Source organism: Mucilaginibacter daejeonensis, from assembly GCF_020783335.1.
Taxonomy (GTDB): domain Bacteria; phylum Bacteroidota; class Bacteroidia; order Sphingobacteriales; family Sphingobacteriaceae; genus Mucilaginibacter; species Mucilaginibacter daejeonensis.
Genome location: NZ_CP086068.1, coordinates 1,376,080 through 1,392,923, shown reverse-complemented (window position 1 = coordinate 1,392,923; position 16,844 = coordinate 1,376,080). Strand labels below are relative to the sequence as shown.

Annotated in this window: 8 protein-coding genes; all 8 read right to left on the bottom strand. The window is 47.6% G+C overall.

What is annotated here, in order from left to right; translation table 11 throughout:
- Window positions 1–117: 117 nt before the first annotated feature.
- The 8 genes from LLH06_RS06025 to LLH06_RS05990 all read right to left on the bottom strand — a co-directional run bounded on the left by LLH06_RS06025 (window position 118) and on the right by LLH06_RS05990 (window position 16,819).
- On the bottom strand, window positions 118–4,164 hold the full coding sequence (locus LLH06_RS06025) for a two-component regulator propeller domain-containing protein (RefSeq protein ID WP_228172361.1): 4,047 nt from the start codon (window positions 4,162–4,164) through the stop codon (window positions 118–120).
- 288 nt (window positions 4,165–4,452) lie between these two features.
- Window positions 4,453–5,856: a sugar porter family MFS transporter gene (locus LLH06_RS06020; RefSeq protein ID WP_228172360.1), complete on the bottom strand. Its 1,404-nt coding sequence runs from the start codon at window positions 5,854–5,856 to the stop codon at window positions 4,453–4,455.
- Window positions 5,857–5,867: 11 nt separating this feature from the next.
- Window positions 5,868–7,085, bottom strand: coding sequence for a glycoside hydrolase family 76 protein (locus LLH06_RS06015; protein ID WP_228172359.1), 1,218 nt, complete (start codon window positions 7,083–7,085; stop codon window positions 5,868–5,870).
- A 44-nt stretch (window positions 7,086–7,129) separates the two neighbouring features.
- The gene (locus LLH06_RS06010) at window positions 7,130–9,487 is read right to left on the bottom strand and encodes a GH92 family glycosyl hydrolase (RefSeq protein WP_228172358.1); all 2,358 of its coding nucleotides are present in this window, start codon (window positions 9,485–9,487) and stop codon (window positions 7,130–7,132) included.
- Between the two features lie 38 nt (window positions 9,488–9,525).
- Window positions 9,526–10,740, bottom strand: coding sequence for a glycoside hydrolase family 76 protein (locus LLH06_RS06005; RefSeq protein WP_228172357.1), 1,215 nt, complete (start codon window positions 10,738–10,740; stop codon window positions 9,526–9,528).
- An 83-nt stretch (window positions 10,741–10,823) separates the two neighbouring features.
- Window positions 10,824–11,948, bottom strand: coding sequence for a SusE domain-containing protein (locus tag LLH06_RS06000; RefSeq protein ID WP_228172356.1), 1,125 nt, complete (start codon window positions 11,946–11,948; stop codon window positions 10,824–10,826).
- 30 nt (window positions 11,949–11,978) lie between these two features.
- Window positions 11,979–13,613, bottom strand: a complete 1,635-nt coding sequence (locus tag LLH06_RS05995; RefSeq protein WP_228172355.1) for a RagB/SusD family nutrient uptake outer membrane protein — start codon at window positions 13,611–13,613, stop codon at window positions 11,979–11,981.
- A gap of 17 nt (window positions 13,614–13,630) precedes the next feature.
- Complete coding sequence (locus LLH06_RS05990) at window positions 13,631–16,819, bottom strand: SusC/RagA family TonB-linked outer membrane protein (protein ID WP_228172354.1); 3,189 nt, start codon at window positions 16,817–16,819, stop codon at window positions 13,631–13,633.
- Window positions 16,820–16,844: the final 25 nt, after the last annotated feature.

Here is a 16,844-nt window from a genome sequence, read left to right as displayed (position 1 = left end):
TTTTCATCAGCATACTTTAATTCGGCTCAAAAACAGGCTTTTTTGAGGTTTAGAAGAATCACAGCGAAGAATGCGATGAGACGCTATTTATGTCAAGTCAACATGACGACCGGGGCCTTATTTTTGAAGCTTATAGGCGGTCTGAAAGTTATAGCGATGCTTCTTAATGAACTCGGAAGGATTGACGCCGAACTGCTTGTTGAAGTGCTCTCTAAAATATTTGATATCGACAAAACCAGTACGATAGGCTGCATCATTTACGTTGCAATTGGTATGGATCAATAGCTCCGCTGCTTTGCGCAATCTCACAAAGCGTATGAAATGATTGACCGATTGACCGGTTATCCCCTTGATCTTTTTCAAAAGCGTAGGATAACTCATATTGACCTGTTTGGCCAGGGTCTCTACATCAAATCTTTCATTGGTCAAATGCGCCTCGATGATACTAATACAATGATATAGGAAATCTTTGTTCTCTTCTGATACGTTACGAGTCGTGTTATTGAGCGTTACCTCCTTATAGAAGTAGTTTTGTAGCTCTGATCTGCTCCTGAGCACACTCTTAACACGCGCCATCAGCACCTCGCTTTGGAATGGCTTACTGATGAAGTCTACCGCACCTCCCTCCATACTTTGCAGCATGATCTCAGGCGTGGCGTCGCCAGTTAGCAATATGATCGGGATATGATTGATCGTCATATCTCCTTTTACAGCTTTACAAAGCTCCAACCCGTCCATCTCCTCCATCACGATATCGCTAATAATGACGTCTGGCAAATGCGCTCTTATCAGCTCCAGGCCTTTTAACGCAGTATTAGCTTCGAATACCTTGTAGTCTGATGAGAAGAGCTTTTTAATGTACGTACGCATCTGATCGTTATCATCAATGATCACTACCGAACGTTTGTTGGAAAGCATCAAGCCAAGGTCTATCATCTCCTCCTCTTTGGTGACCACTTCTTTCTGATCCTGATCTATTAAAGCGGTCACATGTTCTTTATCAAAGGAGATATCCGTACATACTTGCTCTCCAGCAAAATGCGCCTTACCTTTGGGTATCGACAATACGAATGTTGTACCGCCTGTCGGATTGTTATGATAGCTAATATTCCCCTTGTGCTGATCGATGAACACTTTCACCAAGTAAAGGCCAATGCCGAAACCTGTCTTGAAGTAGTTCTTCTCCCTCACCTGATAAAACTTACTGAACAGCTTATCGCCTACATCAATAGCTATACCGATACCATTATCCGTTATCTTGAAAAATGCATTCTGCTCGTCCTCCTCGATCATGATACTGATGTTCCCACCTTCCGGAGTGAACTTGACAGCATTTGAGATCAGGTTAAATAACGCGATCTCGATCTTTTCATGGTCGAGGTAGAGTTCGATGTCGTCTTTGTCACATTTTAGCTCGTAGGTCAGTCGTTTAGCTTTAAGCTGCTGAGTAAAACACAGAAAGACCTCGTTGCAAAGGGTCACGAAGTCGACCTTGCTTATCTTCATTTGTGCGTTGTCGCTTTCGGCCTTTCTAAACAACAGAAGGTGATCTACCAACCCTAACAAACGCCTGGCGTTGCGATATACCACATTAAGCTCCTCGGTTCCTTCCTTACTTTTATTCAAAAGGTCCTTTATCGGGTTGATGATCAGTGTAAGCGGAGTGCGGAACTCGTGAGAGACATTGGTGAAAAAAGATAGCTTCTTCTCATTCAACTCCTTTTCGCGTTCGATCGCCATATTGGCCACCTCGATCTCGAATTTCAGCCTTGCCTGCCTTGAACGGTACGACCATAACTTATATCCTAATAAGGAAGCGAAAGTGACGTACAACAAATAAGCCCACCATGTACGATACCATGGCGGCAGCACGTTCACCTGGATGATCAACATTTTGCCATCCCACACGCCTTGTGTGTTGGTAGCCTTGATCTTCAAGGTGTAGTGTCCTTCGTTCAAACGCGTATAATAAGCCGTCTTCAGCTTCCCTACCTCGTTCCATCCATTATCCCATCCTTCTAAAAAATAAGCGTAGTTGATCTTATCGGGGAGTGAATACTCCAACGCACTGTAATCTACCGCAAGCGTAGCCTCATTGTAAGGAATGTTGATCTGCTGAACATCAGCTATCGGTCGACCGTGGGTATACCGGCTGTTCCCGCTGACCACCGTATTGTTGATCTTTAGTTCAGTAAGCCGTAAGGATGGCGTGTGACTCACCGAGCTTACGCTGTCAGGGTTGAATAGGTTGAACCCATTGATCCCACCAAAAAGCATATCGCCCGAACTTAGTTTGAGTGCAGCATTATAGTTGAACTGATCGCTTTGCAACCCATCGGAGGCTTTGTAATTAACAAATTTGCCGGTCCTTTGCTTAAATTGGCTCAAGCCATTGTAGGTGCTGCACCAAAGATCATCGTTGTCATCGATCAGGATATTGAGTATGGCATTACTCGGCAAGCCGTCGGCCTGTGTATAGCGTTTACTTGTATTTGTGCCTGTGTTATAAAGTAGTAAGCCTCCTCCTTCTGTACCTATCCATAATCGATCTCGCTTGTCAATAGCCAGCGTACGTATCGCATTGCCGATAGGGATCGTTCGGTATTTATGGCTCTGTAGGTCGATCTTGAACAGTTGAGTGTAATTACCTGCCCACAATGTATTTTTATCCGCTACAAGCGCATGGATGTTCGTGATGTTCTTATCAAAAAGTTCGAACTGATCAGCGGTCCGGTCGTAACGGTACAGCGCCCCTCCCCTGGTGGTGCCTGCCCACAGCTCTCCTTGCTGATCTTCATACAGCTTCCATAAGTTCTTATCTACGGTTCGGGCAGCGGTGTTGTAGCAGGTGTAATGTTTGAAAGTTCCTGAAGCTTTATCAAGCAGATCAATGCCACCATTATAACTTGCTACCCAAAGCTTACCCGTATAATCTTTCAATACACTTACTACAAAGTTGCTGCTCAATGAATTAGCCGAGCCGGTGTGAACATAACTCTTGTATGTATTAGCTTGGCGGCCCCAATAGCTCATACCTCCTCCATCAGTACCGATCCACACACCGTTGGGCCCATCCTGACAAAAGGAAATGATAAAGTTGTTGATCACGCTGTTGTTATTGAAGGGGTCATGACGGTATACCTCGAACGGGTGATCATCATTACTTTCGATCATGTTCACCCCGCCACGCAACGTAGCGACCCACTTCCTCGACATCTCATCCTCGTAAATGGCACTGATAGCGCCACTGCGTAAGGAGCCCTGCCCCTGCCCTGGCGTCAAATAAGTGATATTGCCGGTGCGCTTGTTCCTGATGTTGACCCCACCTCCGTTAGTAGCGATCCAGAGGTCGCCACTTTTATCCGCCTTCAGATCAAATACATTATTGTTAGATAATTTAAGTGTACCGTTGAATGCCTTTTCAAGCTTCCCAGTGTTACTATGATAAACGAACAGCCCCCCCTCGGTCCCGATCAGCATATCTGCATCTTCGGTTAGCGATAGGCAATTGGCTAATTTTAATTGAGCGTTGACCAATTGGATCCTGCCATTGCGCTTGTCATACCTGCAAAGCCCCACATCCTTGATGAAAAGCCATAGTTGACCATCCTTACCAACGGTCAATGCTTGTACCGTATACGATGTAGTGCCGGCAAATTGGACCTGATCACAAAGGTTACGTTGTCCCTTATAGGCCAACAAGCCATTGCTCTCCGTTGCAATGAATACCGTTCCTGCATTTGAAGTAACTAATGCATTGATGCCCGAGCTAACCTTGCGATATTGCCCTTTTGTATCTTTATAATATAGAGAAGTGAAGTTGGCAGATGTTTCGTCGTAAAAGACCACCCCTTTAAAGGTCCCTACAAAGATCTTGTTAAAGCCCTCGGTAATAGCAGTGATATGGTCAGAATTGAGCGAATTTGGGTTTCCCCATTGACCGCGGAACACTTTAAATTTTTCGCCATCATACCTGTTCAGTCCATCATATGTGCCGAACCACATGAAACCATAATGATCTTTGTAGATACAGGTAACCGCATTATTAGACAGCCCCTGTTCGATACCCAGATATTTTACAGCTTGCGTAGCGAAACAATAACCACCCGACAGCCAAAAGCTGATCAGCCAAAGGAAAAGCACGAGCCTCAAAACTCTCATCATCAGGGGTACACCGAACGGTCAGTTCAAATATTGGTATACAATGATAATGAAAAAAGAGGAGTTTGAGTGAGGTGGGTCGGAAATGAAGCTTAGACCATATCAAGATCAGGTGACGCAGTGATCATTCCGTAATTATAACGTTGTATTAATAACGACCTGATCATGCGTTATTCTAGTTTACTACTGAATAATTCGCGGTAAAACGATCAAGTATGGTGTTTAAAGATTCCGAATACTTGAATAATAAGAATATACATGTTAGCAAAGGCTAATAACCGAATATTGCCATCAATGTATAGGAATGTGCTGGTCAGGGCTTTGTTGTTCACTGGCGTTCAGTCCTTTTGATCTCCAGTAGTTCTCGATGTGCTCAAGTGACCGTCCTTTTGTTTCAGGCAGTAATTTATAAACTACCATAAAAGCAACTATACAGAAAAAGGCAAAGAACCAGAACGTGCCTGCGCTGCCAAGATCCTTAAGTAAGACGGGCGTTAGCTGGCCTACGATGGTGTCGGCTATCCACATGGTCATGATACTTATCGCTAAGGCACGGCCACGAATAGCGTTAGGAAATATCTCTGAGGCCACTACAAATTTCAACGGGCCTATCGAGAAAGCAAAGAAGGCAAGGAATGATAACACGCATATCAACAACCAGACACTGTTGGTGTGGCCAGCATAAAAACAATAACCCGTTGCAGCTAGCGTAATAGCAGCACCGGCCGTTCCGTACAGGTATAAGGGCCTTCTCCCCCAGCTATCCACCTTCCATATCGCGAATAAGGTGAATAACATATTAGCAGCTCCAAAAATGATCTGGCTGATCAATGAGTTACTTAATGAGATCCCTGCACTACTTAATATACTCGGGCCATAATACACTATCGCATTGATGCCACTGAATTGTGAGAACAATGGTAACAAAATGCCGATCAGCAATGCTTTCCGCATACCAGGCGCGAACAATTCTTTATAAGTGCCTTGAGGCGATACGTCACCTTTATTCCCTTGGGCTTCGCTGGGTTCATGACCCGCAATTGCGTTCAATATCTGCAGCGCTTCATGGGTTCGGCCCTTTTGCATAAGCCATCGAGGACTTTCAGGTACCGTGAACAAACCACTTAAGAAAGCAACGGCTGGTATAGCGCCTAATCCGAGCATGGCACGCCATGTTTCCCTGATCAATAATGTCTGTGTTACACTATCGGCGGCATAGTTGACCAGCAAGGCGTTGGTCAAATATGCCACCAGTATGCCAAGGGTTATGGCCAGTTGATAATAGGTGACCAGCCGGCCGCGAATGTTGGCCGGCGCTATTTCGGAGATATATAAAGGAACAACATTGCTGGCGATACCAATGCCTGTCCCGCCGATCAACCGTGAGACAACAATGAGCGATAAATTAGGCATTAAAGCGCAACCCAAGGCAGACAGCAGGAATAGCGTTGCCGAGAGCAACATCAGCTTACGACGACCGAACCTGTCACTTAGCTCGCCTGATAAGGCCACGCCCAATATACAACCTATGAGTGCTGACGATACGAACCACCCCTCCTGTACCGCCGATAGACCGAACTGTACCTTAATGAGCGGCAGGACACCTGATATCACGGCCATATCAAAGCCAAATAAGAACCCACCAAGTGATGCTACTATGGTTATCGCCGTAAGGCTTATGCGTTTATCTTTCATTATCGTTCGTATTAGTTGTGAGCTTTGTGACCACTTACCTTCGGCCTAAGCATACCGAGCCGGGTATATAATTCGGCGATACAAGCTTCATCGAGTAGCCACTTGGGTTTCCTGAGACCTTCTGCATCGGGTAGCCAAGTATGCGTGAGCAATCCATACTGGTCACGTGAGTGTTCCCAGGCATAGTTCAACGCCTTCTCGATGGCGCCGATATATCGATAGTCACTATCAATTTGATAAAGGGCAGCATACCCTCTAAACAGTACCGTAACGAACCATGGCAGGTCGATAGCGATAGGTAAATTGGCATCTTTTGACCGTGCAGAAAAGTATCTGTAACTGTCGGCCGCCAGCTGCTTACCTTGCATGAGATACTTTTTATCGCCGGTAAATCTGTAAAGCAGAATTGCGGCCTCGATCATCGACCCGGTGTTATACGTCCAGTAAACAGGGTTGATCTTACCATCCTTGGTTTTGATATCGTTGGCGATGATGCCGTTGGTATCCCTTAGGGCCGTGTACATCCAATTATAATAGCGCCTACCTGCGTCCAGGTATGCTTTCTCCTTACAGCCTTGATAGATCTTCAGTGCCGTTAAAGTAGCCATGCCGTTAGAACAGGCCGGCTTTTGGTCTTTATGACCCTCCAGCCAGGTCACACCACCACCTGCTTCGTTGTTCCAGCCGCTTTCAATAAATTTGAACACCTGCTTGGCACGTTCAAGATAAGTTGGGTTGTGTGTAACAAAAAAAGCCTCCATATAATCGATGCCTACCAACCCGTTGTCATCATAATAACGGTCAGCTTTTTCGAACTGGGTGGGATAGGCCTGATAACCGAAAGGCTGCCGCTTGGCATCGCCGTACAACTCAACACCTTGTATCAAGGTATCCAGATGCTTTTTGTACTTGCTACGGAAACTTTCCGAAACATGCATAAGTGCATTAGTGGATGATAGTACGCCTGAAAGAGGCCATAAAAAACTCACCCTCTTTTCAGCTACGCCACCACCCTGCATATAGCTTAACGAATCCCTTTTATTATCCGGATAATTCTCTTTGAACAAACCTGTGTAAGCCGGAACGCGGTAGCGCTGCCACACGATATGATATATTTGCTCAGCGCGTTGAAGGTACTTTTCCCCATCTGCCTGCTGCGCTTTAGCGTAGTTGAAAAGTGCTAAACCAACGCTCAAACACAATACAAAGCCTAATTTTTTATAAAGCATATCAAATGATCAATATGGTTTTACGATAGGTGATGCTTCATAGGTTATTGTATCGATGGTGGCGGTTCGGCAACTCCCCAGTTCTTATTGGGTCGGCTGCCCATTACAAAGGTCAGCTTGCCACCATTTTTAAGCTGATCAAGGTACATCCAACAGTTTTTTATGGGCTTTCCGTTAAAGGTGAGGCTCTGTACGTAACAGTTCTTTTCAGAGGTATTTGTCGCTTCGATCTGCAACACCTTACCGTTGCCTAATCGTATCGTTGCCCGGCTGAACAGTGGCCCCCCAAATTGAACGATCGGGCGCAGGTCGGTAAAGCCTTTAACATCGAACAGCCCAAGCGAGGCCAGTACATACCATGAGCCTAACTGCCCCTGGTCTTCATCCTGCCCATAGCCATAACCGTGAATAGGTTCGGTGCCGTAAAAGTTGTCACAGATCTGGCGTATCCACTTTTGCGTTAGCCACGGTTTGCCCGAAAAGTTAAATAGCCAGCCTATATGAAGGTTAGGTTGATTACCTTGATTATACAGCGCGTTGATCCCGGCAAAAGCATCGATCGTTTTACCACCGCCAAAATCATTTTTTGAAGATGCTTCAAATATGCTGTTGAGCTTGTTATTAAAACTTGAATCGCCTACCGCCTTGATCAGTGCTTTGGGGTTTTGAGGTACATAAAAGGTATACTGTGTGGCATTTCCCTCCTGGAAACCACGCCACGGCTGTAACGGATCAAATTTGTCAATGAATTTACCTTCGGCGGTTTTGGGTTGAATTAGTTTGTTGGCAGGGTTGAACAAGTGCTGCCAACCGCTGGCATACTTGATAAGTTCTTGGTACTCATTGTTCTTGCCCAATGCTTTGGCCATTTGAGCGGCTGCAAACGCGCTGAAACTGTATTCCAATGTATGTGAGGCCGAAAAATTGGAACCTGTTGAGTCTGTTACAAAGTTCCTTCCATCACCATCGAGGTGCGGGATATAGCCGTAGCGAATGAACGCTTTGGTATCCATTTTACCTGACCCTACCGGCCTGCCTTTCCATCCTAACTCATTGTTCTTCACTGACTCGTAGGCTAATGACACATCATAGTCGCGTATACCTGCCTGATAGGCGCCAGCTATGGCCAAGCCTACAAAGTTGGTACCCACACCCGATGCGTATTCGCTGTTGGCTAAACCATCTCCGAACCACCCTTTGTCTTTATAAAGCCGTAGTTGCGTGGTCACAAAACGTGCGTACCACTCAGGGTAGGATAATGACCATAGCTGAGTAAGGTTCCAATATCCGCCCCAGATAGCATCCGTGTTAATATAGCCGTATCTCTGCTCTTGTTTATCAAGCTGACCAACCGTTGCGGGATGTTTAGGATAAGCGCCGTTCACATCACTGGCCAGGCCACGTCCTAACAAGGCATGATACAATCCGGTATAAAATTTCATCTTGTTAGCTTTTACCGGGCTTTCTACCTGTAATTTGCCAAGCTCTCTGCGCCAAACCGTGCGCGCCTGTTGTAATGCGCCGTCAAAGTTGAGGTTAGCCGCTTCGGCCGCCAGGTTCGTCCTGGCGTTAGCGATAGAGGTATAGCTCAAGCCTACCTTGATCTCCAACTTTTCGCCTGACCAGGTGCTGTAATTCAATGCTAAACCTGCGCCTTCACCTTTTGCTGTTCTTTCACCTGCACGCGTACCTTCCTTTGTAAAGGCCGTTACCGATGCAGGAGCCTTATCTAACTGACCGTAAAAGTACATGGCCACCTTCCCTTGCGGGTCATAGCTGGCAACGTATTTTGGATAGGTGATCACATAGCCCGCAAAATGGGTAGCGTCGACCATGCGAACCTTCGCATCAGTGACCTCGCCACTTTCCCCTTGCTTACGTCCGATATCTAAGATCACGTGCGCCTGAGTTGAACTTGGAAAAGTGTAGCGGTGAAAACCGACACGCTTGGTGGCGGTCAATTCTGCTGTGATCTGGTGATCATCAAGCTTTACCTTGTAATAACCTGCTTGCGCTATCTCATTTTTATGATCAAAAGCCGAACGGTATCCACTTCCAGGCTCGTCCAGTTGCCCGGGAACAACCTTTAGCGGGCCGGTGGTGGGCATAAAGCTGACACCGCCTACCTGCCACTCATGAAAGTGTACAAAGCCCTCAATTGACTTGTGCCTTACATCATATCCTACAGCCTCCCACCCTTGGGCATTTCCATAATGCCCATTAGTTGATGGTGCCAGTTTGGCCATACCACCCGGTACAGCGGCCGGCGTAAAAAAGAACCAACGGCTGTGCGCGGTGCCGATCCCCGGGTCAACGTACTGCAAAACATCTTGCGCCTTTGCCCGGCCACCAGCTAATAGAGCAACGACCAGAGCGGCCTTTTGAAAATATCTTTGAACCATTTATTTGTGCAATAATTACTATGAATTTCCTGATGTGACTATCTGTATTTTGATAACATGACCTGTACGCGTTGCATCCATGCCTGATCTACCCCTTCTAAATTGGTATACCTACCGGCACCGTTGAGGCCTGCATACTGATAATAACCATTGGAGGCGGTATTCTTCAAGATCACATTGATGGCATCAACGTTCGCCTTGGCATAGGTAAGCCAATTGCTGTTATTGTCCAGCTCATAGAGCTTGATCATGGCTTGCGTAGCCCAACTGCTGTAACAACCGTTAACGCGCAGGTCGCTGGTATTGAAGATGAATACGTTGTAGCTTTTGTCCCAAAGCCCCCTGATCATGGCATTACCCAAAGCCTGGGCTTTGGTCTTGTACGTGTTATCATTCATGGCATCTGCAAAAAGTAATTCGGCTTCTACCATGATGGCGTTATCGTAAGTGAATTTTACAGCGTTCTTCACGCCGTTCTTTTCGATCTGCCAAATGTAAAGCCCTGTTGTGCTATCGTACATCTGCGCGTTAAGCCAATTATCCACCATTACTGCCCATTCTTTGTATTGCGCGATGCCAGTAAGTTTATATAACCGCGCAAAAAGCTGCATGGCCAGCGCATTCGATTGGGTCGGCTTCACGGTCTTTTCGGTGGTCCACCAAAATCCACCGTTAAAGGTGTTGTCCCACTGTCCGCTTTTGATCAACCATCGGGCACAGGCTTCAGCAGCGCTTAAATAACTGGCTTTGGTGGTTCCTGTCGTCACATTATAGGCGTCTAAGTACGCCATACCTGTCAATGCGTTATCATCAACATATTTTACGCCTGCCGCCCCTGAACCATCCAGGTTGGCGTAAGCAAAGTATCCGCCATTGGGGTCGGCCTTGTCTTCCAATTTGGTCAGCCAGGCGAAGGTACCGTTCATCGGCTCAAGGTAACTTGCATCGCCGGCGGCTACCATGGACGCATCAGCATATAAGTGACTGGCCACATACCATTCGAAAGCGCTGTTGGTATTAGTAGTGGTGTTTACCCGGTAGCTACCAAAGGATGTAGCATAACCCGCTTTTATATATGCGCGGGTAGCTTTTGCATTGGTCAGATATACCGACTCGGTGACCGGGTTGCCCCCTGAACCGCCATTGTTGCCACTTCCGTTCCCACTGCCTTCGGGCGCGCCATTATCTGACTTGCTGCACGATGCCAATAGCAGGCTTAGCGCCAAGACCCAGTTGTAATACTTTGTTCTCATAGGTTAAGATATTGATCAATGCTTACCATCACCATAAGGCAATTGTAAGCATCATGCTGTTGTTTAAAGATCAGATAGCTGTATCAATTGACCGCTGTCGCGGTGTGGGTGTAAGTACTGTTCGGTTTAAAATAAACATCCACCTTTGCGTTACGCTTATCAATAGATGGATCGAATTTGAAAGTATTATCCCATTGTGCGTTACTGACCGGAAGCAGGTTGAAATAGCTGGCAGGCTGACCTGATGGCGCTACGTTGTTGACGTTAACACTTCCAAAGTATTCTAACCCGGCTGATGTGTGCATCACGAACTTGTAACGCTCGTCACGTCCCCACGAGAACTGGTAGAACTCGACCGGGATACGGGCGTTGCTCCAGGTACTGTTACCAGTGTATGTTAGCTGCCCTATCTCGGTATTATAAGCCGACATGAATAACCCCATCGACTGGATACTTACAACGTTACTTGTAGCCACGTTAAAATTCAATCTGATGCGATAAGGGCCTGCCGTGCCGACAGTGATAGTTTGGTTACCCTGTTGTATGGTACCGCTTGCATCAAGATAATAACGCGCACCAGCATCGGCCGCCTTGTCACTGAACTGGTATGTACCGGCTTGTAGTGAGGTGTACAGTTCGAACACTCCCGGAGCGGTTTGTTTAAAGGTAATTGCCTTCGACAGGTCGGTCGCGCCTGCTTCGGTACCCGAGCCTGTTAAGTATAAGGTATTGGGTGGTACGGCAAAACCGGCGGGCCTTGTGATCTGGATTGTATTGGCACTTCCAGTGACCTGTACGTTGGTGGCTTTTGACGCCATAATGGTCCATTTGAGCGTGCCCGTACCTAAAGAACCGATCCCGGCCAGTGAGGCGATCTTGTTCAATGTATCTTGGGGGATGGTGGCCTGCGTTTGCGCGCCCGAGCCATCGGCGAGTATCCGGTACACAGGTTTGCTGAAGTTGCCATCGGCCTTATCAAACACCACTTCATATAGCACTACGCCACCGCTGGCCGCACTCGCAGCGCTCCAACTGAATGGAACACTGCTGCCGCCGGGTTGTAACTTAAGCGTTGTGGCGTTAGCCGGAGCAGATAGCGTGCCTACTGCGGTAAGCTGATCATCCAGCGCACGGGTATCCTTTTTACAGGATACGATAGCCATGACGGCCAGCAAGGCCATCATGGTGGTAAAGCTTATTCTTCTCATTTTTGGTTTTAGGTAATTGGTGGTTCAAGTTTAGTACCCTGGGTTTTGGGTGAGTTGTGCGTTCAGGCTCTGATCACCGCTGGGTATGGCCCATAAGTAATCGCGGCTTGGGTTGAAGCGCCGTAGCTGTACCCTGATGTAACCGTTATCGGTAGTAGGGTCACCCGAAAATTTAGCGCCATGCACATACCTGTTCAACACCGTCTCGGCAGTACGCCAGCGGCGAATGTCATCTATACGGATGCCTTCTAAGGCTAACTCAGCACGGCGTTCACGCCTGATGATGTTGGTAACATCTCCACCCGGATAACTTAAAGCGCCCGGATCTGTGAAACCTGCCCGGGTGCGTAACGCGCCAATGGTCTGGTTCCATACGGTGGCGGTCATTTGTCCTAAGCTGTTCTTGGCTTCGGCATAGTCAAGCAATATTTCGGCGTAACGGAATAGATGCAGGTTATTACCTGATGTAAAGCCGGTCAATGCTGACGGGTCAAAATATTTGCGCCAGTAATACCCCGTAGGCGATGAGCTTTGCCTCCCGGCCGAATATTCGTCGGGACCCGGACGGGTGGGATCGCTTCCAGGCTTGATGTAGATCACCTTACTGGTGCCATTTACCCCACCGCCATTGTTCCAATTGTAACGGTCGTACACCACGGTAGCGGTCAATCGAGGGTCACGGTTGGCATAAGGGTTATTCTCATCATAACCCGAACCAGCCTCGGTGATCCCACGGCCGTTGAGCATAATGTAATCATCTACCAGTTCTTGCGTAGGTGCAAGCGCATTCACACGACCGCCCACACTGTTAGGCGCAAAGTCCCAAAAGTCGGTCCAGGTGCGGGTGGTCGCTGGCACATATTGAAGGGACAGTATGGTTTCCGAATTATTGCGACTAACGTTGGGATCGCTAAAAATGCTGCCGTAATTAGATGCCAGTGAATAAGTGCCGTTAGTGCCCGCGTTATTCATCAAGGCTTCGCAAGCAGTGACCACTTCGGCCATACGGTTGCCTTGGTATAGCAACACGCGTGCTTGAAGCGCCAGTGCGGCACCCTTGGTGATGCGCCCATTCTCTGCCGCAGGTAATTGATCTTTAGATGGTAGCGCTGGTACGATGGCTTTGAGCTCGTTCAGCACGAACTCGATCACTTGCGCTTTTGGCGTTTTACTGATGGTCTTGGCCTCCTCTTGGGTAATATCTTTGGTTACGAGCGGCACATCACCATACCATTTGGTCAGATTGAAGTGCTCGAAAGCACGAATGAATCGGGTCTCGGCTTTCAGGCGGTCAAGGGTGGCCGCTCCAAGTGTGGTGTTCTGATCAACATTGGCCAGAAATTGGTTACATGATTTGATGGTGCTGTAGTAATAGGCCCAATCGCCGGCAAATTTAGATGTCAACGAATTGGCATTGCCACTGGCGATCTGTATCAGGTCGTTATTGTTCTGCGAGTAAGCGTTATCTGACAGGCCTTCGGCACCAAAGTACAGACCGCTGTTGTACATGAGGCTGTAGTTGTTGTTCAAGGCATTATAAACGTTGGCATCGGCCGTCCAGAAATTAAGTATCGAGTAGGCGTCAGTTGGTGCTACATCCAGCTTGCGGCAACTGCTGACCAATATCAGTGTTGTGATCGCAAAGTATTTTGTAAGGTGTTTCATGATCCTTTTTGTAATAGTTAGAAGGTGATGTCAAGACCGGCTCCTATGAATATTGGCAGCAGGTAGTTTCTTGCACTATTAGAGCCTGTGGTACCGTTGTTGGTGGTCGGGCTTACACTGTTCCCGAACTCAGTGGTCTCAGGGTCGATGAATTTGAGCTTTGACAGCGTGAACAGGTTCTGGCCAATGGCAGACACCCTTACGCGCTGTATGCCAGCTTTACGGGTCAACTCGGCCGGTAATGTGTACCCGATATTTACGTTCTTAAGTCTTGCATAAGCAGCATTGTACCGATACACGTCTGACCCGTTGCGCCAGTTATTCGTGTTCGACGGTGACCCGATGGCGGCCAGTCGCGGATACCGTGCATCGGTGTTAGAAGGGGTCCAATAGTTGGTCATGTGCTCGTAAAGCGTTTGGCCGTAATTGTAATGGAAGGGCTCTACCAGTTCGCCCCTGATGAATGCATCACGCTGACCCACACCTTGTATGAATACGGTCGCATCAAATCCGGCCACGGCGATACGGTAAGTAAAGCCAAAAGTGTAGTGCGGGAACGGGTTACCGATCACCTTTTTATCATTATCATCTATCTTACCATCGCCATTAAGGTCTTTGAACTTGATATCGCCAGGACCTACGATCGCGCCTGCGGGCTTAGGCAAATTGTTCACATCGGCCTGATTCTGGAAATAACCGTCGGTCTGATAGCCGTAGTATTGGGTGAGAGGTTCACCAACACGGCGTATCAACTGGTAAACATCCTGGTTATAAATGATCTGTTGAGTGTTTCCGGTAAGTTGCAGCAACTTGTTCTGGGTATTACCAATGTTGGCACTAAAACTTTGTACCACCTTGGCCGACCTCAAAGTATAGGTCAATTGCGCTTCCCATCCCCGGTTCTGTACCTTGGCAACATTAGCCGTAGGTGGCGCTGCGCCAAAAATGCTGGGCACATCAAGTGGGGTTTGCTGTATATCGCGGGTGGTCTTATCAAAATAGTCAAAGGAACCTGTCAACTTATTTTGGAACAACCCAAAGTCGACACCTGCGTTAATGGTAGCGGCCCGCTCCCAGGTCAATATCGGATTGGATAGATTGGTACCTGCACCGCCTTGGATAACGCCATTATAACCATAAGCTCCGGGGTAATTAAAGTATGTGGTCAGGTAGGTATAATTCCCAGCTGTTTGGTTGTTACCCACTACACCGTAGGTGGCCCTTATCTTTAAACTGTTCAACGTTTTGCGTAATGGCTCCATAAAATCCTCGTCAGATATGAGGTAACCTGCATTGACCGACGGGAAGAAGCCACTGCGCTCGCCTTTGGCAAATTTGGACGATACGTCATTACGGAAGACGAAGTCGAGGAAGTAGCGGCTCTTATAATCATAACTCACCCTGCCGAAAGCTGATTGAAGGCTGTTGGCCTGGATGGCTATACTGTTGTAGGAGTTGGTAGCATCGATCAGCGTACCGGTAGTTGCGTTGCCAAAGAATGGGTCGGTCAACGTTTTTTGTAGCTGAAATCCGCGCTGGCTATTGATCTCGCTCGATACGCCCAGCGTTGCGCTTAAATTATGCTGCTGGAACGATCTGTTATAGTTCAAATATAACTGTGTATTGAAAGAATGTGATTTGGAGTTATTATCGAACGTAGTAAGATCGTTACCGTAAACACCTGCAGGCAAATAGTTGACCTGCGTCCTTCTGAAAAAGTTGCCGTTGTTTTGGATGGTACCGCCGAACACACCGGTTAACGTGAGTGCTTTGGTGATATTGAGTGCACCGGTAAGGTTACCGAAAATACGGTCATTATCTGCCTGGTTGAAACCACCTTTCTCTAATACACCATACTCGTTATACTGCGATGCGATGGGGTTGGTCAGGTAGTTGCCGTTCTCGTCTTGCCAATTGTAGTTATAAGGAACACGGTTGGCATCAGCAAAAATGTTATTGTTGCCTACGCTGTTCGTCTTGTTGCGTGATTTGGTGTACTCGAGTATGCCCGTCAATTTGAAACGGCCAATGATAGTTGACTGGTTCAACCTCAGGTTATATTTTTGAAACCCGAACTTGTTACCACTGCCGCCGTTACCAATAAAGTTGCTTAACTGGTTCAGGTAGCCGGCCGACAAAAAGTAGGTGCTGGTCTCTCCCCCGCCGCTTACACTCACATTCTGCGAAAGTTGAGGAGCATCATACAACAAATGGTTCACATCCCAGGTCCCGTTGCCTTGAGCGGCCAATTCCTGTATCTGCGCCGGTGTGAACGAAGGCGGAAGCCCCGAATTGATCAGCGATTCGTTCTTGTAATAAGCATTATCAGCAGCGTTCACCTTTTTGACCAATACGTTAGGCTTTTGCCATCCATAATTGCCGTTGTAATTAACGGTAGGCTTTTGATTGAGTTTACCGCTTTTAGTGGTCACCAGCAATACCCCATTGGCACCACGTGAACCATAAATGGCCGCTGCACCAGCATCCTTCAAAACCGTAACACTGGCTATGTCATTGGGGTTAAGTAAACTAAGGTCGGCCGGTGATTGAGAGATGATACCATCAATGACCAATAACGGATCGTTGTTACCGGTGGTGGACACACCTCTGATGTTAATGAGCGGTGTTGCCCCCGGATCGAGTGTGCTTTGCTGAATGATCAGATTGGGCGATTCGCCTTGGAGTGCCTGAACTGCATTGAGCACCGGCTTCTCATTGATGTCTCGGGCGCCCACCGTACCGATCGCTCCGTTGATGGTCGCGCGGCGCTGTGTACCGTAGCCTACCACCACTACCTCATTAAGTGCTTTGGACATATCAGCTTTAAGAGTGACCGTGACCTGCGCCTGCTGCCCAATGTTCACGGTTTGCGTGACAAAGCCAATAAAAGTAAAGGTCAAGCTCCTGTTGGTCTGTCCATCAGGTATCGATATCCTGAACTTGCCGTTCACATCGGTCACTGTACCTAATTGGGAGTTTTGCAGCCGCACGGTAACGCCCGGCAAAGGCTGGCCTTTTTCATCGTTCACCTGACCCGTGATCACCGTATCAAATACTTTGGTCACTACGATCGGTGTGCGGCCGGATATGTTGAACGCGCTTGCATCGTTGGCGCCGCAACAAGCCAGTAAGAGGAGCAGCCCGACGCCTGATGGACGTCCCCGCAGCTTGAGCGGCGACAGCTTCTGAAGTAATTTTGGTCTCATATGGTTAATATAATTGGTGGTTATA